The sequence below is a fragment of the Bradyrhizobium ivorense genome (genome assembly GCF_900696085.1).
In the GTDB taxonomy this organism is placed as follows: domain Bacteria; phylum Pseudomonadota; class Alphaproteobacteria; order Rhizobiales; family Xanthobacteraceae; genus Bradyrhizobium; species Bradyrhizobium ivorense.
Genome location: NZ_CAADFC020000028.1, coordinates 239129 through 264740, shown reverse-complemented (window position 1 = coordinate 264740; position 25612 = coordinate 239129). Strand labels below are relative to the sequence as shown.

Sequence of the window (25612 nt, the reverse complement as noted above, 5' to 3'; positions counted from 1 at the left end):
CTCGGAGATCGTGCCGTCTCCGTGCCCACAATGTTTTCAGAGCAAGGGGGGTGACGTCAAGCCAAAGATGAATTACGAGTCATAATTCATCCAGGGAGGAGACGGCGCCGGAAACCGGCCCGATGGGCGGCGAATGATCAATCTCTCCAGCTTCATCGCGTTTCATGCCAGGCGGACCCCGGACCGCTGTGCGCTGAAATATCGCGGCGAAGACATCTCCTATGCGGATTTCGACCTGCGGATCCGGCAGGCCGGCGGCTGGCTCGCCGGACAAGGCATCGGTCCCGGCGATGTCGTCGCCGTCCTGATGAAGAACAGCACGGCGTTCCTCGAACTGGTGTTCGCGACCAGCCACATCGGCGCGGTGTTTCTGCCGATCAACTACCGCCTGTCGGCGGACGAGGTCGGCTACATCGTCGGCAATTCCGGCGCGCGGCTGCTGATCGCCGACGAGGAGTTTGCGGAGATCGTGGCCGGCGGCGCGCCGACGGTGCTGCTCGACGAGGTCGCGCAATCCGGCGTCACCAATCTGGCGCCCGATATCGCGCGCGCGCCGATGCATGTGCGCCAGCCGCGCGACTTGATGCGGCTGATGTACACCTCGGGCACCACCGACCGCCCCAAGGGCGTGATGCTCAGTTACGAGAACATCTACTGGAAGTCCGCCGACCAGACGCTGGTGCTCGGGCTGAATGCCGACACGCGGCTGCTCGTCGTCGGCCCGCTCTATCACGTCGGCGCGCTCGACCTGCCCGGCATCGCCGTGCTCTGGCACGGCGGCATGCTGTGCATTCATCGCAGCTTCGAAGCCGAGCCGGCGCTGGCCGCAATCGAACGCGAGAAGCTGAACGCCGCGTGGTTCGCGCCTGTGATGACCACGGCCCTCCTGACCTGCCCGAACCGCGAACGCTACGACGTCTCCAGCCTGCAATGGGCGATCGGCGGCGGCGAGAAGACGCCGGAGGTCCGCATCCACGCCTTCTCGGAGTATTTTCGCAACGCGCGCTACATCGATGCCTACGGCCTCACCGAAAGCTGCGGCGGCGACACTTTTATGGAGGCTGGCCGCGAGATCGAGAAGATCGGCTCGACCGGCCGCGCCATCGCCCATGTCGAGATCGAAATCCGCGACGAGGCCGGCAAGCGCCTGCCCGCCGGGCAGAACGGCGAGATCTGCTTGCGCGGCCCGAAGCTGACGCTGGGCTACTGGAACGATCCGGAGAAGACCGCATCCGCCTTCTTCGGCGACTGGTTCCGCACCGGCGATATCGGCTATCTCGACGCCGACGGCTTTCTGTATCTGACCGACCGCAAGAAGGACATGATCGTCTCGGGCGGCGAGAACATCGCTTCCTCCGAGGTCGAGCGCGTGATCTACGAAATGCCCGACGTACGCGAGGTCGCGGTGATCGGGCTGCCGGACGCGCGCTGGGGCGGGAGGCCGGTCGCGGTCGTGGTGCCGGCGAACGGCGCGAGGCTCGATCTGCAACAGCTGACCGATCATTGCCGCACCCGCCTCGCCGGCTTCAAGGTGCCGAAGCAGTTGATCATCCGCGACAGCCTGCCGCGCAATCCGTCCGGCAAGGTGTTGAAGCGCGTGCTCCGCGCTGAACTCGAGGCGACGACATGACGCAAGCGACATCCGCCAAAGTCACGAAACTCAACCGGGTCGAGCGCAACGCCTGGACCAAGCAGAGAATTTTTGACGCCGCGACCAAGATGGTCGGCAAATACGGCTACGCCGAAGCCTCGGTCGCCCGCATCACCGAAGCGGCCGGCGTCGCGCAGGGCACCTTCTACAATCATTTCGAGAACCGCCAGGAACTGCTCGACCAGCTGCTGCCGAAGATCGGCCTCGACATGGTCCGCTTCATCCGCGCGCGCACCGGCACCGCGGATGCCGCGCGCCAGGAGATCGCGCGCTTCGGCGCCTTCTTCGATTTCATCCGCGAGGTGCCGGAGTTCTTGCGCATTCTCAACGAAGCGGAGTTCTTCGCGCCAATCGGCTACCAGAAGCACCTCGACAACATCTCGAGTGCCTATGTGCGCATCCTGCGCCGTGCCCGTACCGCGGGCGCTATCACCGATTACAGCGACGACGAGTTCGAGGCGATTGTCCATGTGCTGATGGGGGCGCGCGGCTATCTCAGCCGCCGCTACTCCTACTCCGAGCAGGGCGTCACTGCCGTGCCGGACCATGTCATCTCGGCCTACCGGAAGCTGATCACCCGCGGCCTGTTCGGCGCCGGTCACAAGGATACCTCCCATGAGCGCTGACGGCACCATTCTTGTCACCGGCGGCAGCCGCGGCATTGGTGCGGCGACGGCATCGCTGCTCGCCGATCAGGGCCACCGCGTCGTGATCGTCGATATCGCGCCAGAACCGTTGGCCGGAACCAATGCGATCCTTTGGCCGGCGCCGTTCGACGTCGCGAGCGAAGCCGCCGTCGTCACCGGTGTCGCCGACATCGAGAAGGCGCACGGTCCGATCACGGGTCTCGTTAACGCCGCCGGCGTGTTCGGCAAGATGCATCCGATCGAGCGGGTGCGGATGGAGCAATGGGACCGCGAGGTCAACATCGACCTGCGCGGCACCTTCCTGGTCGCGCGCAGCGTCGGCGTCGCCATGGCGAAGCGGCGGCATGGCGCCATCGTCAACGTCGCCTCGGTGGCCGGCATGACGTCCGGACCGATCCACGCCTACACCGCGGCGAAGGCCGGCGTCATCCAGATCACCCAGACGCTGGCCGCCGAATGGGGCCGCGCCGGCGTCCGCGTCAATGCCGTGTCGCCCGGCTTCACCCGCACGGCGATGCTCGAGGCCGGCATCGCCTCGGGCGCGCTCGACAAGGAGATGCTCGCGCGGCCGACCGCGATGAACCGGCTGGTTGAGCCGATGGAAGTGGCGCAGGCGATCGCCTGGCTGCTGTCGCCACTGAGCAGCGGCGTCACCGGCATCAACCTGCCGGTCGATGCCGGCTACATCGCCGGCACCAGTTGGGCCGCCTATGGCGGCCTGCCGGATGCACCAGCAAACTGAGGACACCGCATGAATATCGAGCTCTCGCGCAAGCCCCTCGATCTGGCCTCCGCCGTCGCGGAAGGCGACATCCGCGTGCTGCTGATGGTGCTGGTGCACATGACCGGCGACGAGAAGTGGCTCGAGCCGCCCTACAAGCCGAAGCGCGACGTTCGCCTGATCCCCGATCCCGACGCCGGCGTGCCGAAGGAGATCCAGGACGAGGTCCGCGCCGCGGTCCTCAACCTGTTCGCCAACGGCCGGCCTGCACCCGTCATCACCGATCCCGGCGACGAGCTGATGCTGCGGATGATGCGCGCGACGCTGGGCGAGCCTGTCGCGCCGGAATATGCGCCGCTGATGCGCGAGGAGATGGGTTTTATCCCGCGCGAGGCGCGCTGGCACGCGCGTCCCTCCGGCGGGACCCTGGCGCAGCAGCATGTGCTGATCGTCGGCGCCGGCGTCTGCGCGATCGCGCTCGCCGTTGCGCTCGGGCGGCTCGGCATCCCCTATACGATCGTCGAGAAGAACGACGAGATCGGCGGCACCTGGTACGTCAACCGCTACCCCGGCTGCGGCGTCGATACACCGAACCACTCCTATTCCTTCTCCTTCGGCGCGCGCAATCCGTGGACGCGCTATTTCGCGCAGCGCCAGGAACTGCTGGACTATCTGCTCAAGGTCGTCCGCGAGCACGACATTCGCGGGAATGTCCGCCTCAACACCGAGCTGATCGCCTCGCGCTGGGACGAGGGCAAGCGGCGCTGGATCTCGACCCTCAGGACGAAGAGCGGCGAGGAGACCTTTGAATCGACCGCGCTGGTCAGCGCCATCGGCCAGCTCAACGACCCCTTGCCTGCCCGCTTCAAGGGAGATGAAGAGTTCGCCGGCCTGAAGCTGCATTCGGCGCTGTGGTCCGACGACATCAAGCTCGACGGCAAGCATGTCGCTGTGATCGGCACCGGCGCGACCGCGATGCAGCTGGTGCCTGCGATCGCCGATCGCGTCGCCTCGGTCACCGTCTATCAGCGCACCGCGCAGTGGGCGCGGCCGGTGAAGGGCTATTCCGACCCGATCACCGAGGGCGCGCAATGGCTACTGGCGCATCTGCCGTTCTATGTGCAGTGGTACCGCTTCAACATGTTCTGGCGCTACGGCGACGGCTTGCTGCCGTTCCTGCGCAAGGACCCGGCCTGGCCGCATCCGGACCGCGCCGTCAACAAGGGCAATGACCGGCATCGCCAGGAGCTCACCGACTTCATCTTGTCGGAGCTGAAGGATCGCCCCGACCTGATCGAGAAATGCGTGCCGACCTATCCGCCCTACGGCAAGCGCATCCTGCTCGACAACAACTGGTTCAGGACGCTGACCCGGCCGAATGTCGAGCTGGTCACCGATCCGATCGATCGCTTCGCGCCGGAAGGAATCGTCACCGCCGACGGCAAGCTGCGGCCGCACGACCTCATCGTGATCTCGACCGGCTTCAAGGTCACCGAGATGGCGGCGCGGCTCAACATCACCGGACGCGACGGCAAGAACCTGAAGCAGGTTTGGCGCGACGACAACCCGACCGCCTATCTCGGCCTCACCGTGCCGGACTTTCCCAATCTGTTCGTGATGCTCGGGCCGAACTCGGGGCCCGCGCATGGCGGCAGCGTGATCTTCCAGTCGGAATGCCAGAGCCGCTACATCTCCGCCTGCCTGGTCGCGATGATCGAGAACGATATCGCCGCGATCGATGTGCATCGTGACGCGCACGACGAGTACATCAGCCGGGTCGATGCCGAGCATGAGCAGTTGATCTGGACGCATCCGGGGATGACGACCTATTACCGCAACAAGCGCGGCCGCGTGTTCTCGGCGATGCCATGGCGGTTCGTCGACTACTGGAAAGTGACGCACGATCCTGATTTCAGCCACTATCGCCAGACCAGGGCCGGACAGGAACGCTGACCTGAATTGGCCTTTCGGTAACTTGACAGACCGCGATATCTGCCGCAGCATTTCGATGACTGCACCTGTTGGGGTGAAGGAGCGCAGCTCCCCGCATCGCAGGAATTGACGGGCGATTATGTCGTCGACCGCCACGCAGAAAAAAGCGGACAGATGTCCGTCGGCCCACCCTTGGAGAGGAGCATGACGCCACCGGCGAAAGCCAGCGACCTTGCTCAACGGCAAGGTCACGGTGCACGTTGAGGCGAACAGCAGCTGCTAGCCGCGTGTACTGCCGACAATCTGACCATATCCGCAGGACAGGAGCGCAAAGGCCACGCGCTCTCAGGTCCCGAAACACCACTGGTGTGTACCAGATATCCTTCGCTAAAACGAAGTAGCAGGGCCCCGCTGATGCTTGAATGCACCGGGGCCCATTCGTTTACCCGCCGTCTGCTCATCGTCGCATCGTTGCGTCACCGCTCCGGATCGGAAACAATCGTCCGGCCAGGTGAGGAATGACGATGGAAAAGCCGATTGTACGCATCTACACCGACTACAAGAGCCCCTACGCCTTCGTTGCCAACAAGCGGCTGTTCGAGCTGGAAGACCACGGTGTCGCGTTGGAATGGCTGCCCTACACGCTGCGCATTCCCGAATTCATGGGTACGGTCGAGGAGCGCACGCCGCATTTCTGGCGCAAGGTGCGCTACCTCTATATGGACGCGCGGCGCTTCGCCAACGCGCAGGGGCTCACCATGAAGGGCCCGCGCCGGATCTATGATGCATTCTATTCCAGCGCCGGCATGCTGTTCGCGCAGCGCCACGGGCTGTTCCGTCCCTATCACGACACGGTGTTCCGCCGGTTCTGGAACCACGAGCTCGAGATCGACGAGCTGTCGGAAATCTCCGGCGTGATATCGTCGATCGGCGGCTCCGCCGACGACTTCGAGGCCTATGTGCACGGCCCTGCCCGCGCCGAGCACGACCGCATCATCGACGAGGCCGAGGCGCTCGGCGTGTTCGGCGTGCCCAGCATGGTGTTCAACGGCGAATTGTTCTGGGGCGGCGATCGCATCGACATGCTGATCGAGCGGATCAAGCATCCCGAGACGATCGCGGCCGCGCTCGGCAGCCGGCACCGGAAGGAGGCGCCGACGCATGCGCCGGCTCGTCCCGGATCCTGACATCGGACCGGCCGCGCGGCCAATGTCGCATTCCGATTTTGCCCGCCAGACCCGCAAATAAGCCGACACCGCGCGCGTTGCCGTCCTGCGGTTTCTGCTATCTTGCGCGCCACGAGCCGGCCTTCGACCGGTAGACATCATCCAGGAAAGCACGCCATGAATCCTCCCGTCAGCTCGCCCGCGATCAAGGTCGTCAAATCCGTCCGCGAGCAGGTGAGCGCGGAGGAGTGGCAGGCCCGCGTCGATCTCGCCGCCTGCTATCGCCTCACGGCGATGTACGGCATGACGGAGATGATCGCGAACCACATCTCCTGCCGCGTGCCCGGCACCACCGACCAGTTCCTGATCAACGCCTACGGCATGCTCTACGAAGAGATCGACGCCTCCTCGCTGATCAAGGTCGACGTCGCCGGCAACACGCTGCTCAATGCCTCCGACTACGACGTCAACGTCGCCGGCTTCGTCATTCACAGCGCCATCCACATGGCCAAGCACGATATCGACTGCGTCGCGCACACCCACACGCCGGCCGGCATGGCGGTCTCGGCGATGGAATGCGGCCTGCTGCCGATCGCGCAGACATCGATGCGCTTCCTGCACATCGCCTATCACGATTTTGAAGGCATCGCCGACAATGTCGACGAGCGCGAGCGCCTGGTGCGCGACCTCGGCGACAACGAAGCGATGATTTTGCGCAATCATGGTTTGCTGGTCGTCGGTCAAACCGTGCCGGCCGCCTTCAACGTGCTGTTCCGGCTCGAGCGCGCCTGCCAGACCCAGGTGATGGCGCTGTCCTGCAACACCAAGCTGATCTATCCGCCGCAAAGTATCCTCGAAGACACCTACGAGCGGATGCTGCCAAAACCCGGCCGCGCCGCCCGCAACGGCGAACTCGCCTGGCCCGCGCTGCTGCGCAAGCTCGATCGCGCCGATCCGTCGTATCGGAATTGAGGCGGGACGCCTCGCACAATGACGGCATCGTCCCCGCGAAGGCCGGGACGACACCGAGCGCGTCGCGCCGCTGTTGATTCCGTCATCCCCGCGCAAAGGCTTCGACTTTGTCGCTGGAGGCGCGAGCGCTTGCGAGCCTCGAAGGATCGACGGCCACCAGCCGGGCCGATTCATCCTTCGAGGCTCGCCAAGCGGCGCAAGCGCGCCGCAAGGCTCGCACCTCAGGATGACGGGTAGTATGATTCACGCTCGCTGCGCTCCACCGATCCTACGGGCCTCACCGCGATCGGTGCCGAAAGCCGCGATGCGGAGCAACGCCAGGCATTTCCTCATAAGCCCTGTTGGGCCCAAACCAGGGAGCCGCGCCGCCGGGCCGTTCCAGGCCCATTCTGCCTGCCGGCGTTAGCTCGCAATCGTTCAACACACTCCGGTCGGGGTATTGTGCATCAAAAGACGCCGGATTATCCGTCGCCCAGGTCGGGCACTGGGCGCTTGCAGAGCTCATCAGGCCAATCGACATCATCGCAGCAACAATCGAAGTCTTGAATCCAATCATCGTCGTACTCTGAACGGTTCGTGTTTTGGCGCGGACCACGCGCGCGCCATCGCTGCTCCGTTGAGAGCGTTTCCTCTGAATTTCGTTGGACAATGGTTAGGTAGGTATGCGCGCGAGATAAGACACGCCGTAAAAAATCACGGCTGCGCGAACGGCGGGTCGAGACGCTCACCATCGCGTGACCCGCATTTCCGTATGTCGGAAGTTGGCTCGCGCATCTGCAGAATCCGCCCCGGCATCGATTGCCGAGCGCGGCTCGCAATGCGCGGTTAGCGCAGCGTCCGGAAGAACTTGCGAACGTCGCCGACGAACAGCTCGGGCTGCTCGAACGCGGAGAAGTGGCCGCCCTTCGGCATCTCGCTCCAGTGCCGGATGTTGCTGAAGCTTGCCTCCATCCATTTGCGGACGGGGGTGACGATCTCCTTGGGGAAGACCGCGACGCCGGTCGGCACGCTCACCCGGTGCACGGTGCGCTTCCTCGCTCCAAAACTTTCCCAGTACAGCCGCGCCGACGACGCAGCCGTCGCGGTGACCCAGTACAGCATGACGTTGTCGAGCAGCTCGTCGCGGCTGAGGATGTTTTCCGGATGGCCGTCGCAGTCGGTCCAGGCCCAGAATTTTTCCAAGATCCAGGCCGCCTGCCCGCTTGGCGAATCAGTCAGGCCGTAACCCAGCGTCTGCGGCCGGGTCGATTGCTGCTTGGAATAGCCGGAGTCCCAGTCGGCATAGTATTTGATGCCGTTGAGCGCCCGCGTCTCCTCCGGCGTCGGCTGGCCCTCGACATTGGGCCGGGTCGACATCGCCAGCGTGATGTGGATGCCAGCGCAGTGCGCGGCGTCGAGGCCGCCGATCGCGGTGGTGACCGCCGAACCCCAATCGCCGCCTTGCGCGAAATAGCTGCCATAGCCGAGCCGCGCCATCAGCACGGCCCAGGCGCGCGCGATGCGGTCGACGCCCCAGCCTGTCGTGACCGGCTTTGCGGAGAAGCCAAAGCCCGGCAACGACGGGCACACCACATGGAACGCGTCGGCCGTGCTGCCGCCATGCGCGGTCGGGTCGGTCAGCGGCTCGATCACCTTGTGGAATTCGACCACCGATCCCGGCCAGCCATGGGTGATGATCAGCGGCCTGGCTTCCGGATGTTTCGAGCGGACATGGATGAAATGGATGTCGAGCCCATCGATCTCGGTGGTGAACTGCGCAAAACGGTTGAGCTGCGCCTCGCGCTTGCGCCAGTCGTAGTCCTCGGCCCAGTAGCGGCAGACGTCCTGGATCCATTGCAGCGGCGCGCCCTGGCTCCAGTCGTCGACCAGCTCGGCCTCGGGCCAGCGCGTCCGGCGCAGCCGGGTGCGGAGATCGTCGAGGACATCATCGGTGACGGCGATACGGAACGGGTTGATGACGGCGGTCATGGCATCTCCCTCGGCGCGGAACGTGCCTAAGATAGACACGGACCATCGATCGATCAAATCCACTGCCTGCACGCCCCCTGCACGACAAAACGCAAACTCTGCACAGTCGCTGCTGCGCCGCTGCAAGGCAGGGTGCCACAACAGTTCGGCATGAATCGCGGAGCGGCGGAAGCGGCGGAGCCACCGGATATCGGCTGCGACGGCTTGCACTTCAGCCGAACCGGCCGATCGATTCGGAATCGAAGGAGCACGCTGTGATCTTCTCACTGACCAACGACCCGCACGACCTTCTGTTGAAACTGGCGCTGCCGCCGATCGTCGCGTTCCTGGCCGGATGGATCATCATCAGCGCATGGGCGAACAGACAGGATGCCGAAGCGACAGGATTCTCGCCGGCGGTCGCGTCCGCCTTCTTCACCCCTGCAATCTTCATCACCTATCTGCTGTTTCCGCCTCAGTTCTTCACGATGAGCAGTTCGTCCGCTGTCTTGACCATCGTTCTCATCCCCACCGTTTGCGGCCTGCTTTTCGCGCCGACATTTTTTCTGTTGCTGCCGTTCGGCATCAAGTCGCTCGCCAGAGTGCAAGAGCAGATGCCGGCATTCTCAGGCGGGCTGCTCTTCACCGTATTTGCAAGCTGGCTGATCACGCAGGCGGGTTGGCTTGCTTTCCTCGTCTACGCGCTGGCGCACGCCCTGTGATCCGCGGGCGGCGGACTATTTGCCGAGCGCCGTCTCCAGCAGCGCCTGCGCCTGCCTGGTCGCCTCGGCGAACGCCGGCTGTTGCGGCGCGCGCTCGGTAAAGCAGCGCTTGAAGGCATCCTCGCCCTGCTGGCGCAGGTCGCCGAGCTTGTCATAGGCCTTGCGGGTGATCTGCTTGCGCTCGAGCTTCTCGGCGGCTTCATCCGCCTTCTTGTTGAACTCGGCACGGATCGCGGTGCAGGCCGGCACCTGCACGGTCGGCGCGAGTTCGCCATAGGCGATGTACATTTTACCGCCGGCGAGCGCTGCGACGAACACCTCATCGGCGGCGTCGGGGAAGGAATCCTGGGTGCGGCCGCCGAGGAAGCCGTAAGTCACGGTGGCCGACGCCGGCTTGGCGATCGGCAGCTCGTGGAAATTGATCACGGCGGCATCGGTCGAGATCGCCTGGGTGTAGAGGCCCTCGAACCTCAAGGCAGCATCGACCTGCTGCGGGACGTTCTTGCTGCCCTTGTCCCACCAGGTCTTGTGTCCGCTCAGCCAGCGCGTGAACAGGGTTTCGGTGGTGACGATGATGTGGGCTTTCGGCTCGACAAAGCTGCCGTCGTGGCGCTTCTCGCCAATTTTTCCGCCGTCCCTGCCGGTGTCGGCATCGAAGCGCAGCCCGTCGAGCAGACCGAACCCCATATCGCCTTTATATAAAGTGTCGAGATTGAGCTGGGCCGGGGCAAAGCCCGGACGGGCGGGCTCGGGCAGGATGGCGGTGAGCTGCGCCTTGAGCTCATCGCGGGCCGCGGCTTCCGCCTTGTCGACGGCGTCGCCAGTCTTGCCGTCCTTCTCCAGCTTGGCGAATTTGGCGATCGCAGCGTCACGCATGGCGATGTAGCGGTCCTCCGGCGACGCCGCATTGGCGTGCGACAGAGCCAGCACCGGGGCAGCAACGAGGGCAAAGCGGGTGAACAAATGCATGCCCTGTGGTCGTCCGCAGGGCATGCAAGGTTCAAGGTCACGGGGTAGTTCATTGCAGGCATCCAGCGCCGGCAACGGCTCGCCGGCCGGCGCTGGATCTCGTCAGGGCTGAGCCCGTCAGGCGGCCTCGATCAAGCCGCCTTGGACTTCGCCACGTGGGTGGCAATCGCATCCATCAGCGGCGGTGACAGGCAGTCATAGGGTTCGAGCCCAAGCTCCTTCAGGCGCGACCTGATCCCGGCCATGTCGGCCGGCTTGACGCCGGACTCGATCACCGACGAGACGAACGCGGCAAAGCCGGGCGCCGCCGAGCCGGACTCCTGGAACAGCTCGGGATGGATGAAATCGAGGCCGTAGAACGGATGGCCCTTGTTCTCGATCCGGCCGTACATATGCGTGCCGCAGCCGGTGCAGGCATGACGCTGGATCACCGCGGCGGCATCCACGATCTTCAGCTTGTCGCCGTTCTCCAGCACGGTGACGTTCTCGCGCGGCACCACCGCGACCACCGAGAAGATTGCGCCCGAGGGCTTCCAGCACTTGGTGCAGCCGCAGGCGTGGTTGTGGGCGACGTCGCCCTTGATGCCGACCTTGACCGGCTTGCTTGCACATTTGCAAACCAGCGTGCCGCCGGCGAAGCTGCCGGAGCCCTGTTTGACGCCGTTGTCGACCGATGGGTGGATATGAACAGTCATGGATCTATCCTCCTAGTGCTTGGTGTTTTGATTTCAGAATACGACGACCGAGCGGATCGATTTACCCTCGTGCATTAGATCGAAGCCCTTGTTGATCTCCTCGAGCTTCAGCACGTGGGTGATCATCGGATCGATCTGGATCTTGCCGTTCATGTACCAGTCGACGATCTTCGGCACGTCGGTGCGGCCGCGCGCGCCGCCGAAGGCGGTGCCCTTCCAGACCCGGCCGGTGACGAGCTGGAACGGCCGGGTTGCGATCTCCTTGCCGGATTCCGCAACACCGATCACGACCGAGACGCCCCAGCCGCGATGGCAGGCCTCCAGCGCCTGGCGCATCACATTGGTATTGCCGGTGCAGTCGAAGGTGTAGTCGGCGCCGCCGTCGGTCAGGCCGACCAGATGCTGCACGATGTCGCCGCCGACCTTGGTCGGATTGACGAAGTGCGTCATGCCGAACTGCTTGCCCCAGGCTTCCTTGGAGTCGTTGATATCGACGCCGATGATCTTGTCGGCGCCGACCATCTTGGCGCCCTGGATCACGTTCAGCCCGATGCCGCCGAGACCGAACACCACGACGTTGGCGCCCGGCGTCACCTTGGCGGTGTTGACCACCGCGCCGACGCCGGTGGTGACGCCGCAGCCGATGTAGCAGCTCTTGTCGAACGGCGCGTCCTCGCGGATCTTCGCCACCGCGATTTCGGGCAGCACGGTGAAGTTCGAGAAGGTCGAGCAGCCCATGTAGTGATAGACCGGCTTGCCCTTGTAGCTGAAGCGCGAGGTACCGTCGGGCATCACGCCCTTGCCCTGGGTGGCACGGATCGCGGTGCAGAGATTGGTCTTCTGGCTCAGGCAGCTTTTGCACTGGCGGCATTCGGGCGTGTAGAGCGGGATCACGTGATCGCCGGGCTTGACCGAAGTCACGCCGGCGCCGACCTCGCGCACGATGCCGGCGCCCTCATGGCCGAGGATCGACGGGAAGATGCCTTCGCTGTCGAAGCCGTCGAGCGTGTAGGCGTCGGTGTGGCAGATGCCGGTCGCCTTGATCTCGACAAGGACCTCGCCGGCCTTGGGGCCTTCCAGATCCAGTTCGACGATCTCCAGCGGCTTCTTTGCCTCGAATGCGACTGCGGCGCGCGTTTTCATCTTGGTCTCCAAATCACGTTTCTAAAGTTGTCGTTCGCGCCGGACACGCTCACTTCTTGCTGTCGTTGCCCATGCAGGCGTCTTCCGCCTTGGTGTAGGCTTCCGACTTGTTTTCATGCTTTGCCGGCCGAACACGTCCAACCGCACCATTGGCGCGGGCGCGCAGGTAGACATAGAGGTCGTCCATGTAGCAGGCAACGTTCGGATTATCGCCGAACGCCGGCATCACGTTCTCCTGCGCCGTGTTGACGTTCTTGCGCCCGCTCGCGACCACGCCGAGGAAATCCCCGTAGCTCATCGTCTTCAGCGATTCCGTCAGCGCCGGAGCGTAGGTCGATCCCATCCCGTCGGGACCGTGACAGACGTGGCACTCCGAATGGTAACGGCGGTATCCGGAGTAGGCGTACCAGTCCGTCGTACCGTCGGGCGCGACCTTGAACGTCGGGTTGCCATCCTTGTCGAGATACTTGCCGTCTTCGGACTTGACGGCGGTCGGATCACCCGCGTCCTCCGCGAAAGCAACTCCTCCCATTGCCACGACAAAGATCGCAGCACTCACAAACCAGATCTTACGCAAGAGCCTTGTCCTCGTAGTAGAGTTTGAAGACGCACCGGCGCATGGAGGTCACCCCATGCGCCGGAACGAGGTGGTCAGCTCATTGCTGCGGCAGCGAGAACACGGTGAGCGTTCCGCCGAGCGCGGTGTAGTTGCTCAGCGCGGCATAACCGCCAACCGCGCCGAGACCTGCCGTCGGATCAGTCAGACCGGCCGCGAGGCCGATGCCTGCCCAACCGCCGACACCTGACAGCACTGCGACATACTGCTTGCCATTGTTCTCATAGGTCGTGACGTTGCCGATGATGCCGGACGGGGTCTTGAACTTGTAGAGCTCCTTGCCCGTCTTGGCGTCGACAGCCTTCAGGTAGCCTTCCAGCGTGCCGTAGAACACCACGCCACCGGCGGTCGCGAGCGCGCCCGACCAGACCGAGAACTGCTCCTTGTTCGACCACACGATCTTGCCGGTCTTGCCGTCCCAGGCGATGAAGTTGCCCATGTGGGTCTCGCCGGGAGGCGGATACATCGACAGCGTCGCGCCGACATAGGGCTGACCTGCGGTGTAGCTCACCTTGAACGGCTCATAGTCCATGCAGACGTGGTTGGTCGGCACGTAGAACAGCTGCGTATCCGGCGAGTAGGCTGCCGGCTGCTCGTCCTTCGAACCGAGCGCCGCCGGGCAGATGCCCTTGACGTTGACGTCCTCACCCGCCTTGTCGGTCGACGCGGCATCGAGGACCTTCGGACGTCCGTAGGTCGGCGAGTCCTTCTTCATGTCGACGCCGGAGGTCCAGTTCACCTTCGGATCGTACTTTTCGGCGACCAGCAGTTCACCGGTGTTGCGGTCGAGCGTGTAGCCGAGGCCGTTGCGGTCGAAGTGGGTCAGGAGCTTGCGATCGGCGCCGCCGATCTGCTGATCGGTGAGGATCATCTCGTTGACGCCGTCATAGTCCCATTCGTCGTGCGGGGTCATCTGGTAGACCCACTTGGCCATGCCGGTGTCCGGATTGCGCGCGAAGATGGTCATCGACCACTTGTTGTCGCCCGGACGCTGCTTCGGATTCCAGGTCGAGGGGTTGCCCGAGCCGTAGTACATCAGGTCGAGCGAGGGATCGTAGGCCAGCCAGCCCCACGTGCAGCCCCCGCCGATCTTCCACTGGTCGCCCTGCCAGGTCTTGATGCTCGAGTCCTTGCCGATCGGCTTGCCGAGATCGGTGGTCTTGGCGGGATCGACCATGATCTGGTCATCCGGACCTTCGGAGAAGGCGCGCCACACCTGCTTGCCCGACTTGATGTCGTAGGCGGTAACGTGGCACTGCACGCCGAACTCGCCGCCAGAGATGCCGATCAGGACCTTGTCCTTGACCACCATCGGCGCCGAGGTGCCGGTCGAGCCCTTGCTGGGATCGCCGTTCTTGGTCTGCCACTCCACCTTGCCGGTCTTGGCGTCGAGCGCTACCAGCGTGGTGTCGGCCTGATGCAGGAAGATCTTGCCATCGCCATAGGCCACGCCACGGTTCACCGTGTCGCAGCACATTACCGGAATGACGTTCGGATCCTGCTTCGGCTCGTATTTCCAAATGATCTTGTTCTCGTTCGAAAGGTCAAGAGCATAGACCTTGTTGGGGAACGGGGTATGCACGTACATGACGTTGCCGACGATCAGCGGGCCGCCTTCGTGGCCGCGCAGAACGCCGGTCGAAAACGTCCAGGCGACCTGCAACTTTCCGACGTTCGAGGCGTTGATCTGATTCAGCTTCGAAAAGCGCGTATTGGCGTAGTCCCCGGTGGGCATGACCCAGTCTTTCGGGTTCTGCGCCATCTTGTGGAGTTCGTCATTGGCATTGGCAGCCCCGGCGGCGAACACCGCCATTGCCCCAAGACCGGTCGCGTAGAGCAACTTGCGCATCGTGGATTCCTCCCAGTTTAAGAGCTCAAGGGTTTCCGTCGAAACGGCCCACTTCTTCCATTTTGGTTCCTTAGCCCTACCCCCATTGGCCATGGCCGACTTGCCCAAAAGGGAAGAGCCGTTTGCTCGACAGCGAAACTCGGTAAGATTTTTCCTGTATCTCTTGCGTGCGCCCCAGGAAGGCTGCGCCATGTTGCAGAGCATCCAGCGCGCCGCGGCCACCTTGGGGCCTCGCGCCCTTCAAGGTTGAGCTTGACGGCGCAAGAACTTAGACGGAGGATTGCCCGACATTGACCGGGAGGAAATCCCGCCGCCTTCCCTCGACCTCGCGAAAATCCGCGGGAAACGGCGCAATCTCGGGCCAGGCTTTGCGCGACGAACAGTCACGCTGGGGGGATCGAATCGGTGGCTGAAAAGATGTCCGATACAGTCCATTCACTCAGCACGAACGGATTGACGCCCCGGCGGCAGATCCAGCGCTGGTCAGATGCGCTGACCGATCTGTGCGGTCAGTTCGACGTCGATCCGCTGGAAGGATCCTCGCTCGAGGGCCGGATCAATTTCACCACGGTCTCGCGGCTGAAGCTCTGCCAGATCGAGGCGAGCCAGCATCGAATCGCGCACACCGTCTCGCGCATCAAGCTGTCCGAGCACCCCTACATCAAGATCGTGTTCCAGACCCACGGTGTCTCGCATTTCGAGCAGGACGGCCGCCACTTCGACATCATGCCCGGCGACTGCTTCGCCTATGACGTGTCCTGCCCGCACACCATCATCAGCCCGTCGCTGACGCGCCATGAGGTGGTGATCGTGCCGAAGGACCTGTTGAAGGAGCGCGGCTTCCAGCTCTCCAAGATGGCGCCGTGCAAATTGTCGGCGCGCAACGGCACCGGCCGCATCGCCTACGACTTCGTGCACGCCGCGTTCGGCGAAGCCTCGAAACTGTCGCCGGTGAATGCGGTGGGCGTCGCCGATTCGCTGATCGACCTGTTGCTGCTGCCGCTGCGCGAGACCGGCGCGATGTTCGATCGCGGCAGCGCCGAAGCCACCTATGTGCGCGCCCAGGGCTATATTCGCGAGCACCTGCGCGATCCCGATCTCTGCATCGACCGGATCTCGGCGGCGCTCGGCTGCTCGAAGCGCTACCTGCACATGCTGTTCAGCGATCGCGGCATGACGGTCAGCGACTACATCTGGAAGGCCCGGCTGCAGCATTGCCGGGCCGAGCTGGAAAGCCAGAACGGCAAGACCATCACCGACGTCGCGTTCTCCTGGGGCTTTTCCAGTTCCTCGCATTTCAGCCGCGTGTTCCGGAAATATTTCGGCATCGCGCCGTCGTCTGTGCACAAGGCCCAGCACGGCATCGCGGTGGACGTGGTGCTGGAATAGCGCCTGCGCCCGGCGTGCGTGCACGCGGGCGGCATCGCTTTGTCATGCTCTCCAGCATCAAGATTTGGGCGCGCAATCTCAAGCGGGACAGCTACGCGCTCTACCTCGCCGCGCGCGATCCGCGCGTGCCCTGGTACGCCAAGGCGCTCGCGGTTGCGATCGCGGCCTATGCGCTCTCGCCGATCGACCTGATCCCGGATTTCATCCCCGTGCTCGGCTATCTCGACGATCTGATCCTCGTGCCGGCAGGCATCTGGCTGGCGATCCGGCTGATTCCCGATGACGTGATGACCGAGTGCCGCGCCAGCGCGAGCGCCGCGCTGCAGCGCCCGACCACCCGCGCCGGCATGATCGCGATCATCCTGCTTTGGATTGCCGGTGCGCTCGCACTGGCCTGGCTCGTCTTCACCCGCTGGGCGCGATCGGCCGCCTAAGCCTGCGCGGCTTTCGGAACCAGCGCCTCGACCGTGACGCCGTCATCGCCGGAAGAAATGTTGAGCGTCCCGCCGAGCGCAAGCAGCCGCTCGCGCATCCCGGTAAGGCCGTGGCCGAGCCGATAATCCGGCCGCAGCCCGCCGCCATTGTCGCGCACCCGCACCAAAGCGCAGCCGCGGCTGCCATGCACGCCGATCGGCCGCTCCGCAGGTTCGACCGTGATATCGACCGCGGTGGCGCCGGCGTGGCGGAACACATTGGTCAGCGCCTCCTGGACGATGCGGTAGATGGTCAGATCGGCCGTCTCGCCGACCTCGCCGAGCGCATCCGAAATGCGGCTCTCGATCTCGACCTCCGGGTGGGTTTCGCTCCACATCCGCACCAGCGCGCCGAGCGCTTCGCCCAGCCCGAGCTCGGCCAGCCCGACCGGCCGCAGCCGTTCGAGGATCCGGCGGGTGAATTGCTGCAGTGCGTTGACCTGTTCGAGGATGGCATTGCCATGCTTGCGCAGCGCCGCGGGATCGGCCTTGTCGAGCTCCGAGAGCCGGGACAGGGCGCCGGCATGCGCGCGCAATGCAAACAGATAGGGCCCGAACTCGTCATGCAGTTCACGCGCGATCTCCTTGCGCTCGGAATCCTGCAGCGACACCGCGCGCTCGGCGAGCTGCCGCTTGCCCTCCACCGCGTCGCCCAGGGTCGCCGCCAGATGGTTCAGTTTGGCACAGATTGCCGCCAATTCCGGCGAGCCGCCGGGCTCGACCCGCGCGTCGTAATCCCCCGCCTCGATGCCGCTCATCGCCTGCGACAGCGCCTGCAGCGGCGCCAGCGCGCGGCCGACCACCAGCATGGTCACCAGCAGCAGTGCGACCGTGATCGCCGAGCCGACCTCGAGCTGGGTGACGATGCCGTCCCAGATCTCGGCCATTTCGTCGTCAGGATGCGAGGTGATGACGAGCGATTGCGGCTTGCCGTGGATCGAAATCGGCACCCGCACCGAGGTCTGCTCGGGATGCACCAGCGCGACGAACCAGGCCGGCGCCCGCGGCTCGCCGGCATCCCCGGAACGCGCCGGCAGCGGCGCAGCCGCGTCGTCCTGCCGCGTGATGCTGACATGACGCAGCTTGCTGAGATCGCGGACGATTTGGTTGAGCCGCGCATCCGGGTCCGCGGCCTCGTTGAGATCGGCAACGATTGTGGTGACGAACTCGCGCGCAAGGCGGATCACGCTCTGGTCCTCGGCCTGGACGCGCGGCCCGGCCTCGAGCACCAGCCGCGCGATGTTGATGCTCAATCCGAGCAGCAGGATCAGCGCCAGCAAGAGGTTGATCCGTGCGCGCAGAGATAGATTTCGCCACATTGCGTTGCCCCCGACCGCGAACCATCCTCCCAGAGGATCGTTGACAGCCAAATTTGCCCGGCTATCTAATCCGACCCTACTGCAATCTCCCACGAGGTGCACAACGGTTCGGAACCGTTGTGCACGCGACGAGATGAAGGGAGCGACGCCGGTCGACGGGACAACGCCATGCGCATTCTGATCGTTGATGACCATCCGATCGTCGCTTCCGGTTGCCGCACCGTGTTCGCCGATGATCCCGAGATCGCGCTGCTCGAGGCCGCCGACGCCGAGAGCGGCGAGCGCGCCTTCGTCGCCGACAAGCCCGACATCTGCGTGATCGACATCAACCTGCCGACGGTATCTGGCTTCGAGCTGGCGCGCCGCATCCTGGCGCGCGATGCCGACGCCCGCATCATCATGTTCAGCATGAACAGCGACCCGGTGTTCGCCGCCCGCGCCATCGACATCGGCGCCAAGGGCTACGTCTCCAAGACCGGCGATCCCAACGATCTGGTCGAAGCAGTGCGCGAGGTCGGCAATGGCGGCGTCTATCTGCCGCCGGCGATCGCCCGCAACGTCGCCTTCGCGCGGCCGGCCTTTGCGCAGAATCCACTGTCGAAGCTGACCTCGCGCGAGATGGAGATCCTGCGCCTGCTCTCGTCCGGCAAGAGCCTGTCGGAGATCGCCTGGCTGGTGCATTCCTCCTACAAAACCGTCGCCAACACGTCATCGATCATGCGCCAGAAGCTCGGCGTGCGCACCTCGGCGGAGCTGGTGCGATTGGCCATCGAGAGTGGCGTCGCCTGAAGCCGCGCTCAGCAACCAGGAACATCACGATGCAGACCGTTTCCCAGAACAAATCGCATGGCGGCACGCAGGGTGTGTACCGGCATCCGAGCCGCGAGACCAAGACCGACATGACGTTCTCGGTGTTCGTCCCGGAGCACGCACCCGGCACCAAACTGCCGGTCGTCACCTGTCTGTCGGGCCTGACCTGCACCCATGCCAACGTCACCGAGAAGGGCGAGTACCGCGCGGCCTGCGCCGAGCTCGGCCTGATCTTCGTCGCGCCCGACACCAGCCCGCGCGGTGAAGGCGTGCCCGGCGATCCCGCCAATTCCTACGATTTCGGGCTCGGCGCCGGCTTTTATGTCGATGCAACCGAAGCGCCGTTCGCGACCAATTACCGGATGTGGAGCTATGTCACCGAGGAATTGCCGGCGCTGATCGCCGCAAACTTCCCGGTCGATACCAACAGGCAATCGATCCTCGGCCACTCCATGGGCGGCCACGGCGCGCTGACGGTGGCGCTGCGCCATCCCGACCGCTACCGTGCGGCGAGCGCGTTCGCGCCGATCGTGGCGCCATCGCAGGTGCCGTGGGGCACCAAGGCGCTCGGCGGCTATCTCGGCGGCAACAAGCAGGCGTGGCGCAAGCATGACACCGTCGCGCTGATCGAGGACGGCGCGCGCTTCTCCGGTCTCCTGGTCGATGTCGGCGATGCCGACCAGTTCCTCGCCGAGCAGCTGAAGCCCGAGCTACTGAAGGCCGCTTGCGAGAAGGCGAACATCCCCCTCACCCTGCGGCGCCAGCCCGGTTACGACCACAGCTACTACTTCATCTCGACCTTCATGGCCGACCACCTGCACTGGCACGCCGCGCGGCTGAAGGCGTAACGTTTCCCCGCGCCAAAGGCGGCGCGATGCCAATATGGCCAAAACAACCCCATGCAAAGTAGCCGGCGGCGGCCTCGACGAGGCCGCTGACGAGGCCGCTTGACACGTCGGGCAAGTCAGGGGTATTCTTCCAATATTCCGAAATTCGCCAGCCGTACGCTCGCCCCTAGGCGATCGCTTATGGCGCGCCGCCTCACTTGGGAAAGCAATCCGCGCATCTCAGTCCCGTCACCCTGAGGTGGCCGCTTCTTCAGCGGCCCTCGAAGGGTCGACGGCCCGGCTTTTCGCGCGGATGTAGCCTGGCCGATTCATCCTTCGAGGCTCGCAAGAGCTCGCACCTCAGGATGACGGAATTAGATTGGTGTATGCAAATCATTGCGCCTGCGGCGCGCCGTAATTCGGCGCGAGCAGGCGGTTGCGTATGAGGTAGCCGGTGGCGCGCGACCAGGATTCGTCGGTGTTGCCGCGCATGTCGGCGCTGGCGGCCGCAAGCAGCTGGCCGGTGTGCACGTCGCGCAAATAGAGATTGATGTTGAGGATCAGGTTGGAGACCTTCTGCACCACGCCGGTCATCACGAGATCGGCGCCGATCTCGCCGGCCAGCTTGACGTCGCAGCCGCCGCAGGCCTGAAGGTTGCTGCCGTGCGCCGCAGCATTGACCGGCGCGATGTCGAGTACGCGGAACTTGCCTGACTCCGCCAGCGCCTTGCGCACCTGATCGCCGGTGCGCGCGAGCCGCGCCTGCTCGTCGGCCTGCGCCCCGTTCACCTCGCCCTGCAGGCTGGTGTCGATCATCTCGAGATCGAACACCGCGACCTTGGGCGGCTCGGCACGTGCCGCGGCCGACATTGCAAACATCGCCAACATGACGATGACGAACGATCTCATGATTGTGAACCGATCAAATTGGTAACCTCGCACGGACAAAAAGCGGGGTTGCAAGCTAGGCCAATTCGGTCATCTTGCAAGTCACTGCATGATCCCGAAACGATCATGCTCAAGCAATGAGAAGATGTAACGGGAGGACTTATGTTCCGATGGCTGGTCGGCGCGATCGCACTCAGCCTGTTCGCGAGAGCGGCGCTGGCGGCCGATCCAGTCGAGATCCGTATCGGCTATCTCGGCCATGCCGGCGTCAAATCGTCACTGTCGCTGGTCGAGCAGCCTGCCGAAAACAACGGCATCGCCGGCGCGCGGCTGGCGATCGAGGACAACAACACCACCGGAAGATTCCTTAACCAGCGCTTTGCGCTCGATGAGGTCAGGCTCAAGGACGGCGACGACGTCGCCAAGGCCGCGACCGATCTGGCCGCGCGCGACAGTTTTATCATCACCGATCTGCCCGCCGACGCGTTGCTCAAGGTTTCTGACGCGCTGCGCGACCGCGGCACCATCCTGCTCAATGCCGGTGCGATCGACGACCGGCTGCGCGAGCAGGACTGCCGCGCCAACGTCATCCATGTCGCCCCGACCCGCAGCATGCTGGCCGATGCGCTGGCGCAGTACCTGGTGTGGAAGCAGTGGAAGCGCTGGCTGCTGATCACCGGCTCGCACGACAAGGACAAGCTCTACGCCGATGCGCTGCGCCGCGCCGCCACGCGGTTCGGCGCCAAGATCGTCCAGGAAAAGACCTTTGAGGATACCGGCGGCGCACGGCGCACCGACTCCGGCGTCACGCTGATCCAGCGCCAGATGCCTGTGTTCACCCAGCAGATGCCGGCCTATGACGTGCTCATCGCCGCCGACGAGAGCGAGGTGTTCGCGGACTATTTGCCTTACCACACCTGGGATCCACGGCCGGTAGCCGGCTCGGCCGGCCTGGTGCCGACCAGCTGGGACGCCGCGCATGATCAATGGGGCGCGGTCCAGATCCAGAACCGCTTCGTCAAGCTCAACCAGCGCCGCATGACCGCGCTCGACATGCAGGCCTGGACAGCCGCACGGATGATCGGCGAGGCAACATCGCGCACCAATTCGGGCGATCCGGCGAAAGTCATCGCCTTCCTCAAGGGGCCGGATTTCTCGATCGCCGCCTTCAAGGGCACCCGGCTGACCTTGCGGGACTGGAATTGGCAGCTGCGCCAGCCGATCCTCCTGGCCGACGGCCGCATGGTCGTCTCGGTGTCGCCGCAGGAAGGTTTCCTGCACCAGGTCTCTGAGCTCGACACGCTCGGTGTTGACCGGCCCGAGACGAAATGCAAGCTGCAGTGAGGGAGACGAAACGCATGTGGCGCCAAAGCCTGATCACCGGAATGTTCGCATGGCTTGCCGCCATCGCACCGGCGTCCGCGTTCGTTGCCTACGTGTCCAACGAGAAAGGCAACACCGTCTCGGTGATCGATACCACCAGTTGGACGGTCACAAAAACCATCAAGGTCGGGCAACGGCCGCGCGGCATCGAGTTCTCGCGCGACGGCAAGTTCGTAATGGTCGCGGTCGGCGACGACGACACCATCCAGGTGATCGACACCAAGACCAACGAGATCGTCGACACCCTGCCCTCCGGCCCCGACCCTGAATTGTTCACTCAGGATGCCGCCGGCAAGACCATGTATGTCGCCAACGAGAACGACAACACGGTCACCGTGATCGATCTCGAGAAGCGCGCCCGGATCGGCGACATCCAGGTCGGGGTCGAGCCCGAGGGCATGACGATCAGCCCGGACGGCAAGATCCTGATCAACACCTCCGAAACCACCAACATGGCGCATTTCATCGACACCGCGACGCGCCAGATTGTGGCCAACGTGCTGGTCGACTCGCGGCCGCGCTTTGCCCAGTTCAAGCATGACAGCTCGGAATTGTGGGTCTCCTCGGAGATCGGCGGCACCGTGTCGATCATCGATCCTGTCAAGCGCGAGGTCACCGGTAAGATCAGCTTCGATATTCCGGGCCTGCGCAAGGAAGCGATCCAGCCGGTCGGCATCGGCATGACCAAGGACGGCAAGACCGCGTTCATCGCGCTCGGTCCTGCCAACCGCGTCGCGGTGGTCGATGCGGTCAGCCACAAGGTGATAAAGTATCTCTTGGTCGGCCAACGGGTCTGGCACATGGACTTCACGCCGGATGAAAAATATCTGCTGGTCACCAACGGCGTCTCGAACGACGTCTCGGTGATCGACGTTGCCGCCCAAAAGGTGATCAAGACCATCCAGGTCGGCGAACTGCCCTGGGGCATCACGATCGCGCAGCCATGACCGCAACCGACAGGCACATCGCGAACCAGACCGTGCCGGACACCGCGTCCGGGCCTGACGCTGCCGTGCAGCCCGCGCTGTCGATCGGCCATGTCAGCCACGCTTACGGTCCGCGCCGCGCGTTGATCGACGTCAACTTCACCGTCGCGCCGGCAAGCTTTACGGCGCTGCTCGGCCTCAACGGCGCCGGCAAGAGCACGCTGTTCTCGCTGGTGACGCGGCTGTTCGGCATCCAGACCGGCCGGATCAGCATTTTCGGCCATGACATCAGCCGGACGCCGGGCGAAGCGCTGCGGCTATTGGGCGTCGTGTTCCAGCCGCGCACGCTCGACCTCGACCTGTCGCTGACGCAGAATCTTTTGTATCACGCCGCGCTGCACGGCATCTCGCGGCGCGAGGCAAGGCTGCGCAGCGCCGAGGTGCTGGAGCGCATCAGCCTCGCCGACCGCGCCGGCAGCAAGGTGCGCGACCTCTCGGGCGGCCAGATGCGGCGGCTCGAGATCGCGCGCGCGTTGCTGCACCGGCCGCGGCTGTTGCTGCTCGACGAGGCCACCGTCGGGCTCGACGTCAAGGCGCGCGCCGACATCCTCGATCATGTCCGCCAGCTGGTCGCCGAACAGGGCATCGGCGTGCTCTGGGCGACCCACCTGTTCGACGAAATCATGCCGAGCGACGACCTCGTCGTGCTGCATCAGGGCAAGATGCTGGCCCACGGCCCGGTGTCGCGCGTCATCGCGGAGGCCGGCGCGCAGGACGTCAACACCGCGTTCATGCGCCTGACCGGGGCCGCCACGCTCGCAGGAAAGCCGCCGTCATGAGCAGCACCACCGTCACACCAGCGAGAAGCGGCTTCGCGCTGTCGGAATACATCATTTGCCTGAACGGCATCGTGTGGCGCGAGGCGCTGCGCTTCCTGCATCAGCGCGAGCGCTTCGTCTCGGCGCTGGTGCGGCCGCTGGTCTGGCTGTTCATCTTCGCCGCCGGCTTCCGCCAGGTGCTCGGCATCTCGATCATCCCGCCCTACGAGACCTACATCCTCTACGAGGTCTATATCGCGCCCGGCCTGATGGCGATGATCCAACTGTTCAACGGCATGCAGTCCTCGCTGTCGATGGTCTATGACCGCGAGATGGGCAACATGCGCACGCTGCTGGTGAGCCCGCTGCCGCGCGGCTATCTCTTGTTCTGCAAGCTCTTGGCCGGCACTGCGGTGTCGCTGCTGCAGGTCTATGCCTTCCTCGCGATCGCCTGGTTCTGGGACATCGCACCGCCGCCGATCGGCTATCTCACGGTGCTTCCGGCGCTGGTGCTGTCCGGGCTGATGCTCGGCGCGCTGGGCATGCTGATCTCGTCCGGTATCAAGCAGCTGGAGAATTTCGCGGGCGTGATGAACTTTGTCATCTTCCCGATGTTCTTCGCATCGTCGGCGCTCTATCCGCTGTGGCGCGTCCAGGAAGGCAGCCCGATGCTGTATTATATCTGCCAGTGGAATCCCTTCACACATGCGGTGGAGCTGATACGGTTTGCGCTGTATAGCAAGATGAACTGGGTTTCGCTCGCGGTGGTCGGCGGCTGCACGGTGGTGTTCATGATCGGCGCGATCCTGGCTTACGATCCATCGCGCGGCCTGGTGCGCCGCGGGCCCGGCGGAGGCGACGCATGATCAAGTCCTTGATCAGGCCATGGTGCATCGGGATCGGCGGTCTGCTCGCGGCTGCGCTGTCAAACCAGGCCGCGCTCGGCGCCGACCCGCGCTATCCGGACTGGCCGTGCACCCAGGCCAAGGTGCCGGAGATCTCGCTGGCCGCGGTCTGGGCCGGGCCGCCGCTCGACGACGCCGCGACCAAGTGGAAGGACGATCCGAAGATCAGCGCGCTGGTGGCCAAGCTCGCCGCGCGCCGCATTCCGCTGGAGCAGGCGCAGAAGGAGATCAGCGAATTCCTCACAGCGTCCGCCGCCGACAAGACCAATGCGGGAAAGCTGCTGTTTGCCGGCCTGTTCGATGCGCTCAACGCGCAGCGCGCCTCGGTGATGAACGGGCTCGAGCGCGTGATGCGCAAGCAGCGCGAGGCCGCGGAAAAGATCCGCGCCGATACGCTGGCGCTGCAGGCAGTGCAGGACGCCTCGCCGCCGGATCAGGCCAAGATCGACGAGCTCGGCAATCAGCTGGTGTGGGAGACGCGCATCTTCGAGGACCGCAGGCGCGTGGTCAAATTCGTCTGCGAGGTGCCGACCGCGATCGACCAGCGCCTGTTCGCGCTCGGCCGCACCATCCAGCAGGAGCTGGACTGACGGCTGCGGCCACCACGGCGTATGCACATCGCGAGGCGTATGAGGGGCAGCGGGAAGCGCAACATCGCCACTGTCGTCCCTGCAGAGGCAGGCAACTGTTATGTCGGCTTTCGCCGGGACGACACTGATATGCTGCACCGCTGACAAACCCGTCATCCCCGCGCAAAGGCTTCGCCTTTGTCGCTGGAGGTGCGAGCCTCTTCGGCGAGCCTCGAAGGATGAATCGGCCACCAGCCGGGCCGTCGACCCTTCGA

Annotated in this window: 24 protein-coding genes; 16 read left to right on the top strand and 8 right to left on the bottom strand. The window is 64.5% G+C overall.

Going from position 1 to position 25612, the window contains the following annotated elements:
• The first annotated feature begins 133 nt into the window (after positions 1-133).
• The 6 genes from CI41S_RS32405 (at position 134) to CI41S_RS32380 (ending at position 7089) form a co-directional block, all read left to right on the top strand.
• Complete coding sequence (locus CI41S_RS32405) at positions 134-1630, top strand: AMP-binding protein (protein ID WP_139863154.1); 1497 nt, start codon at positions 134-136, stop codon at positions 1628-1630.
• On the top strand, positions 1627-2277 hold the full coding sequence (locus CI41S_RS32400) for a TetR/AcrR family transcriptional regulator (protein ID WP_139863153.1): 651 nt from the start codon (positions 1627-1629) through the stop codon (positions 2275-2277). The genes CI41S_RS32405 and CI41S_RS32400 overlap by 4 nt, the downstream gene beginning before the upstream one ends.
• Positions 2267-3040, top strand: coding sequence for an SDR family NAD(P)-dependent oxidoreductase (locus CI41S_RS32395; protein ID WP_139863152.1), 774 nt, complete (start codon positions 2267-2269; stop codon positions 3038-3040). The genes CI41S_RS32400 and CI41S_RS32395 overlap by 11 nt, the downstream gene beginning before the upstream one ends.
• A gap of 9 nt (positions 3041-3049) precedes the next feature.
• A complete protein-coding gene (locus tag CI41S_RS32390; protein WP_139863151.1) occupies positions 3050-4972 on the top strand; it encodes a flavin-containing monooxygenase in 1923 nt (640 codons plus the stop codon).
• A 503-nt stretch (positions 4973-5475) separates the two neighbouring features.
• Entirely contained in the window at positions 5476-6138 is a 663-nt protein-coding gene (locus tag CI41S_RS32385) for a 2-hydroxychromene-2-carboxylate isomerase (protein ID WP_139863150.1), read from the top strand.
• Between the two features lie 156 nt (positions 6139-6294).
• Positions 6295-7089, top strand: coding sequence for a class II aldolase/adducin family protein (locus CI41S_RS32380; protein ID WP_139863149.1), 795 nt, complete (start codon positions 6295-6297; stop codon positions 7087-7089).
• Between the two features lie 825 nt (positions 7090-7914).
• Here CI41S_RS32380 and CI41S_RS32370 read toward each other — a convergent pair.
• Positions 7915-9057, bottom strand: a complete 1143-nt coding sequence (locus tag CI41S_RS32370; protein WP_139863148.1) for an epoxide hydrolase family protein — start codon at positions 9055-9057, stop codon at positions 7915-7917.
• Positions 9058-9311: 254 nt separating this feature from the next.
• On the opposite strand from CI41S_RS32370, the gene CI41S_RS32365 reads away from it, so the two are divergent.
• The gene (locus tag CI41S_RS32365; RefSeq protein ID WP_139863147.1) at positions 9312-9758 is read left to right on the top strand and encodes a hypothetical protein; all 447 of its coding nucleotides are present in this window, start codon (positions 9312-9314) and stop codon (positions 9756-9758) included.
• 15 nt (positions 9759-9773) lie between these two features.
• On the opposite strand, the gene CI41S_RS32360 is transcribed toward CI41S_RS32365, so the two are convergent.
• The 5 genes from CI41S_RS32360 to xoxF5 form a co-directional block, all read right to left on the bottom strand.
• On the bottom strand, positions 9774-10727 hold the full coding sequence (locus CI41S_RS32360) for a hypothetical protein (RefSeq protein WP_139863146.1): 954 nt from the start codon (positions 10725-10727) through the stop codon (positions 9774-9776).
• Between the two features lie 131 nt (positions 10728-10858).
• Positions 10859-11422 (bottom strand): S-(hydroxymethyl)glutathione synthase, encoded by a 564-nt coding sequence (gene gfa / locus CI41S_RS32355; RefSeq protein ID WP_139485463.1) that lies wholly within the window; start codon positions 11420-11422, stop codon positions 10859-10861.
• Between the two features lie 33 nt (positions 11423-11455).
• Entirely contained in the window at positions 11456-12565 is a 1110-nt protein-coding gene (locus tag CI41S_RS32350; RefSeq protein WP_139485462.1) for an S-(hydroxymethyl)glutathione dehydrogenase/class III alcohol dehydrogenase, read from the bottom strand.
• Positions 12566-12614: 49 nt separating this feature from the next.
• Entirely contained in the window at positions 12615-13097 is a 483-nt protein-coding gene (locus CI41S_RS32345; protein WP_172628302.1) for a c-type cytochrome, methanol metabolism-related, read from the bottom strand.
• Positions 13098-13221: 124 nt separating this feature from the next.
• Positions 13222-15030 carry a lanthanide-dependent methanol dehydrogenase XoxF5 gene (xoxF5, locus tag CI41S_RS32340; protein WP_139485461.1) on the bottom strand — a complete coding sequence of 603 codons (1809 nt, stop codon included), beginning with the start codon at positions 15028-15030 and terminating at the stop codon, positions 13222-13224.
• Between the two features lie 417 nt (positions 15031-15447).
• On the opposite strand from xoxF5, the gene CI41S_RS32335 reads away from it, so the two are divergent.
• On the top strand, positions 15448-16419 hold the full coding sequence (locus CI41S_RS32335; protein WP_139485460.1) for a helix-turn-helix domain-containing protein: 972 nt from the start codon (positions 15448-15450) through the stop codon (positions 16417-16419).
• A gap of 44 nt (positions 16420-16463) precedes the next feature.
• On the top strand, positions 16464-16853 hold the full coding sequence (locus tag CI41S_RS32330; protein ID WP_139863145.1) for a YkvA family protein: 390 nt from the start codon (positions 16464-16466) through the stop codon (positions 16851-16853).
• On the opposite strand, the gene CI41S_RS32325 is transcribed toward CI41S_RS32330, so the two are convergent.
• The gene (locus tag CI41S_RS32325) at positions 16850-18211 is read right to left on the bottom strand and encodes a histidine kinase (RefSeq protein ID WP_139863144.1); all 1362 of its coding nucleotides are present in this window, start codon (positions 18209-18211) and stop codon (positions 16850-16852) included. The two genes, CI41S_RS32330 and CI41S_RS32325, sit on opposite strands and share 4 nt — an antisense overlap.
• Positions 18212-18379: 168 nt before the next feature.
• Here CI41S_RS32325 and CI41S_RS32320 point away from each other — a divergent pair, with 168 nt between their 5' ends.
• Entirely contained in the window at positions 18380-19000 is a 621-nt protein-coding gene (locus CI41S_RS32320; RefSeq protein WP_139863143.1) for a response regulator, read from the top strand.
• Between the two features lie 23 nt (positions 19001-19023).
• On the top strand, positions 19024-19869 hold the full coding sequence (fghA, locus tag CI41S_RS32315) for an S-formylglutathione hydrolase (RefSeq protein WP_139863142.1): 846 nt from the start codon (positions 19024-19026) through the stop codon (positions 19867-19869).
• A gap of 372 nt (positions 19870-20241) precedes the next feature.
• Here fghA and CI41S_RS32310 read toward each other — a convergent pair whose 3' ends face one another.
• Positions 20242-20757: a DUF3280 domain-containing protein gene (locus CI41S_RS32310; RefSeq protein WP_430650053.1), complete on the bottom strand. Its 516-nt coding sequence runs from the start codon at positions 20755-20757 to the stop codon at positions 20242-20244.
• 141 nt (positions 20758-20898) lie between these two features.
• Between CI41S_RS32310 and CI41S_RS32305 the strand changes: the two genes are divergently transcribed.
• The 5 genes from CI41S_RS32305 to CI41S_RS32285 are packed head-to-tail and all read left to right on the top strand — an operon-like array spanning position 20899 to position 25358.
• Complete coding sequence (locus CI41S_RS32305) at positions 20899-22080, top strand: ABC transporter substrate-binding protein (RefSeq protein WP_139863141.1); 1182 nt, start codon at positions 20899-20901, stop codon at positions 22078-22080.
• 14 nt (positions 22081-22094) lie between these two features.
• The gene (locus tag CI41S_RS32300; protein WP_244626753.1) at positions 22095-23066 is read left to right on the top strand and encodes a YVTN family beta-propeller repeat protein; all 972 of its coding nucleotides are present in this window, start codon (positions 22095-22097) and stop codon (positions 23064-23066) included.
• Complete coding sequence (locus tag CI41S_RS32295; protein WP_244626752.1) at positions 23063-23884, top strand: ABC transporter ATP-binding protein; 822 nt, start codon at positions 23063-23065, stop codon at positions 23882-23884. The genes CI41S_RS32300 and CI41S_RS32295 overlap by 4 nt, the downstream gene beginning before the upstream one ends.
• Entirely contained in the window at positions 23881-24729 is an 849-nt protein-coding gene (locus CI41S_RS32290) for an ABC transporter permease (RefSeq protein WP_139863139.1), read from the top strand. The genes CI41S_RS32295 and CI41S_RS32290 overlap by 4 nt, the downstream gene beginning before the upstream one ends.
• Positions 24726-25358 carry a hypothetical protein gene (locus CI41S_RS32285; RefSeq protein WP_139863138.1) on the top strand — a complete coding sequence of 211 codons (633 nt, stop codon included), beginning with the start codon at positions 24726-24728 and terminating at the stop codon, positions 25356-25358. Before CI41S_RS32290 ends, CI41S_RS32285 begins: the two co-directional genes overlap by 4 nt.
• Positions 25359-25612 lie beyond the last annotated feature (254 nt).

Coding starts and splice junctions, on each gene's coding strand:
- CI41S_RS32405 (WP_139863154.1), top strand. CDS start 134: ATGATCAATCTCTCCAGCTTCATCGCGTTTCATGCCAGGCGGACCCCG.
- CI41S_RS32400 (WP_139863153.1), top strand. CDS start 1,627: ATGACGCAAGCGACATCCGCCAAAGTCACGAAACTCAACCGGGTCGAG.
- CI41S_RS32395 (WP_139863152.1), top strand. CDS start 2,267: ATGAGCGCTGACGGCACCATTCTTGTCACCGGCGGCAGCCGCGGCATT.
- CI41S_RS32390 (WP_139863151.1), top strand. CDS start 3,050: ATGAATATCGAGCTCTCGCGCAAGCCCCTCGATCTGGCCTCCGCCGTC.
- CI41S_RS32385 (WP_139863150.1), top strand. CDS start 5,476: ATGGAAAAGCCGATTGTACGCATCTACACCGACTACAAGAGCCCCTAC.
- CI41S_RS32380 (WP_139863149.1), top strand. CDS start 6,295: ATGAATCCTCCCGTCAGCTCGCCCGCGATCAAGGTCGTCAAATCCGTC.
- CI41S_RS32370 (WP_139863148.1), bottom strand. CDS start 9,057: ATGACCGCCGTCATCAACCCGTTCCGTATCGCCGTCACCGATGATGTC.
- CI41S_RS32360 (WP_139863146.1), bottom strand. CDS start 10,727: ATGCATTTGTTCACCCGCTTTGCCCTCGTTGCTGCCCCGGTGCTGGCT.
- gfa (WP_139485463.1), bottom strand. CDS start 11,422: ATGACTGTTCATATCCACCCATCGGTCGACAACGGCGTCAAACAGGGC.
- CI41S_RS32350 (WP_139485462.1), bottom strand. CDS start 12,565: ATGAAAACGCGCGCCGCAGTCGCATTCGAGGCAAAGAAGCCGCTGGAG.
- CI41S_RS32345 (WP_172628302.1), bottom strand. CDS start 13,097: ATGGGAGGAGTTGCTTTCGCGGAGGACGCGGGTGATCCGACCGCCGTC.
- xoxF5 (WP_139485461.1), bottom strand. CDS start 15,030: ATGCGCAAGTTGCTCTACGCGACCGGTCTTGGGGCAATGGCGGTGTTC.
- CI41S_RS32335 (WP_139485460.1), top strand. CDS start 15,448: ATGTCCGATACAGTCCATTCACTCAGCACGAACGGATTGACGCCCCGG.
- CI41S_RS32330 (WP_139863145.1), top strand. CDS start 16,464: ATGCTCTCCAGCATCAAGATTTGGGCGCGCAATCTCAAGCGGGACAGC.
- CI41S_RS32325 (WP_139863144.1), bottom strand. CDS start 18,211: ATGTGGCGAAATCTATCTCTGCGCGCACGGATCAACCTCTTGCTGGCG.
- CI41S_RS32320 (WP_139863143.1), top strand. CDS start 18,380: ATGCGCATTCTGATCGTTGATGACCATCCGATCGTCGCTTCCGGTTGC.
- CI41S_RS32310 (WP_430650053.1), bottom strand. CDS start 20,757: ATGAGATCGTTCGTCATCGTCATGTTGGCGATGTTTGCAATGTCGGCC.
- CI41S_RS32305 (WP_139863141.1), top strand. CDS start 20,899: ATGTTCCGATGGCTGGTCGGCGCGATCGCACTCAGCCTGTTCGCGAGA.
- CI41S_RS32300 (WP_244626753.1), top strand. CDS start 22,095: ATGTGGCGCCAAAGCCTGATCACCGGAATGTTCGCATGGCTTGCCGCC.
- CI41S_RS32295 (WP_244626752.1), top strand. CDS start 23,063: ATGACCGCAACCGACAGGCACATCGCGAACCAGACCGTGCCGGACACC.
- CI41S_RS32290 (WP_139863139.1), top strand. CDS start 23,881: ATGAGCAGCACCACCGTCACACCAGCGAGAAGCGGCTTCGCGCTGTCG.
- CI41S_RS32285 (WP_139863138.1), top strand. CDS start 24,726: ATGATCAAGTCCTTGATCAGGCCATGGTGCATCGGGATCGGCGGTCTG.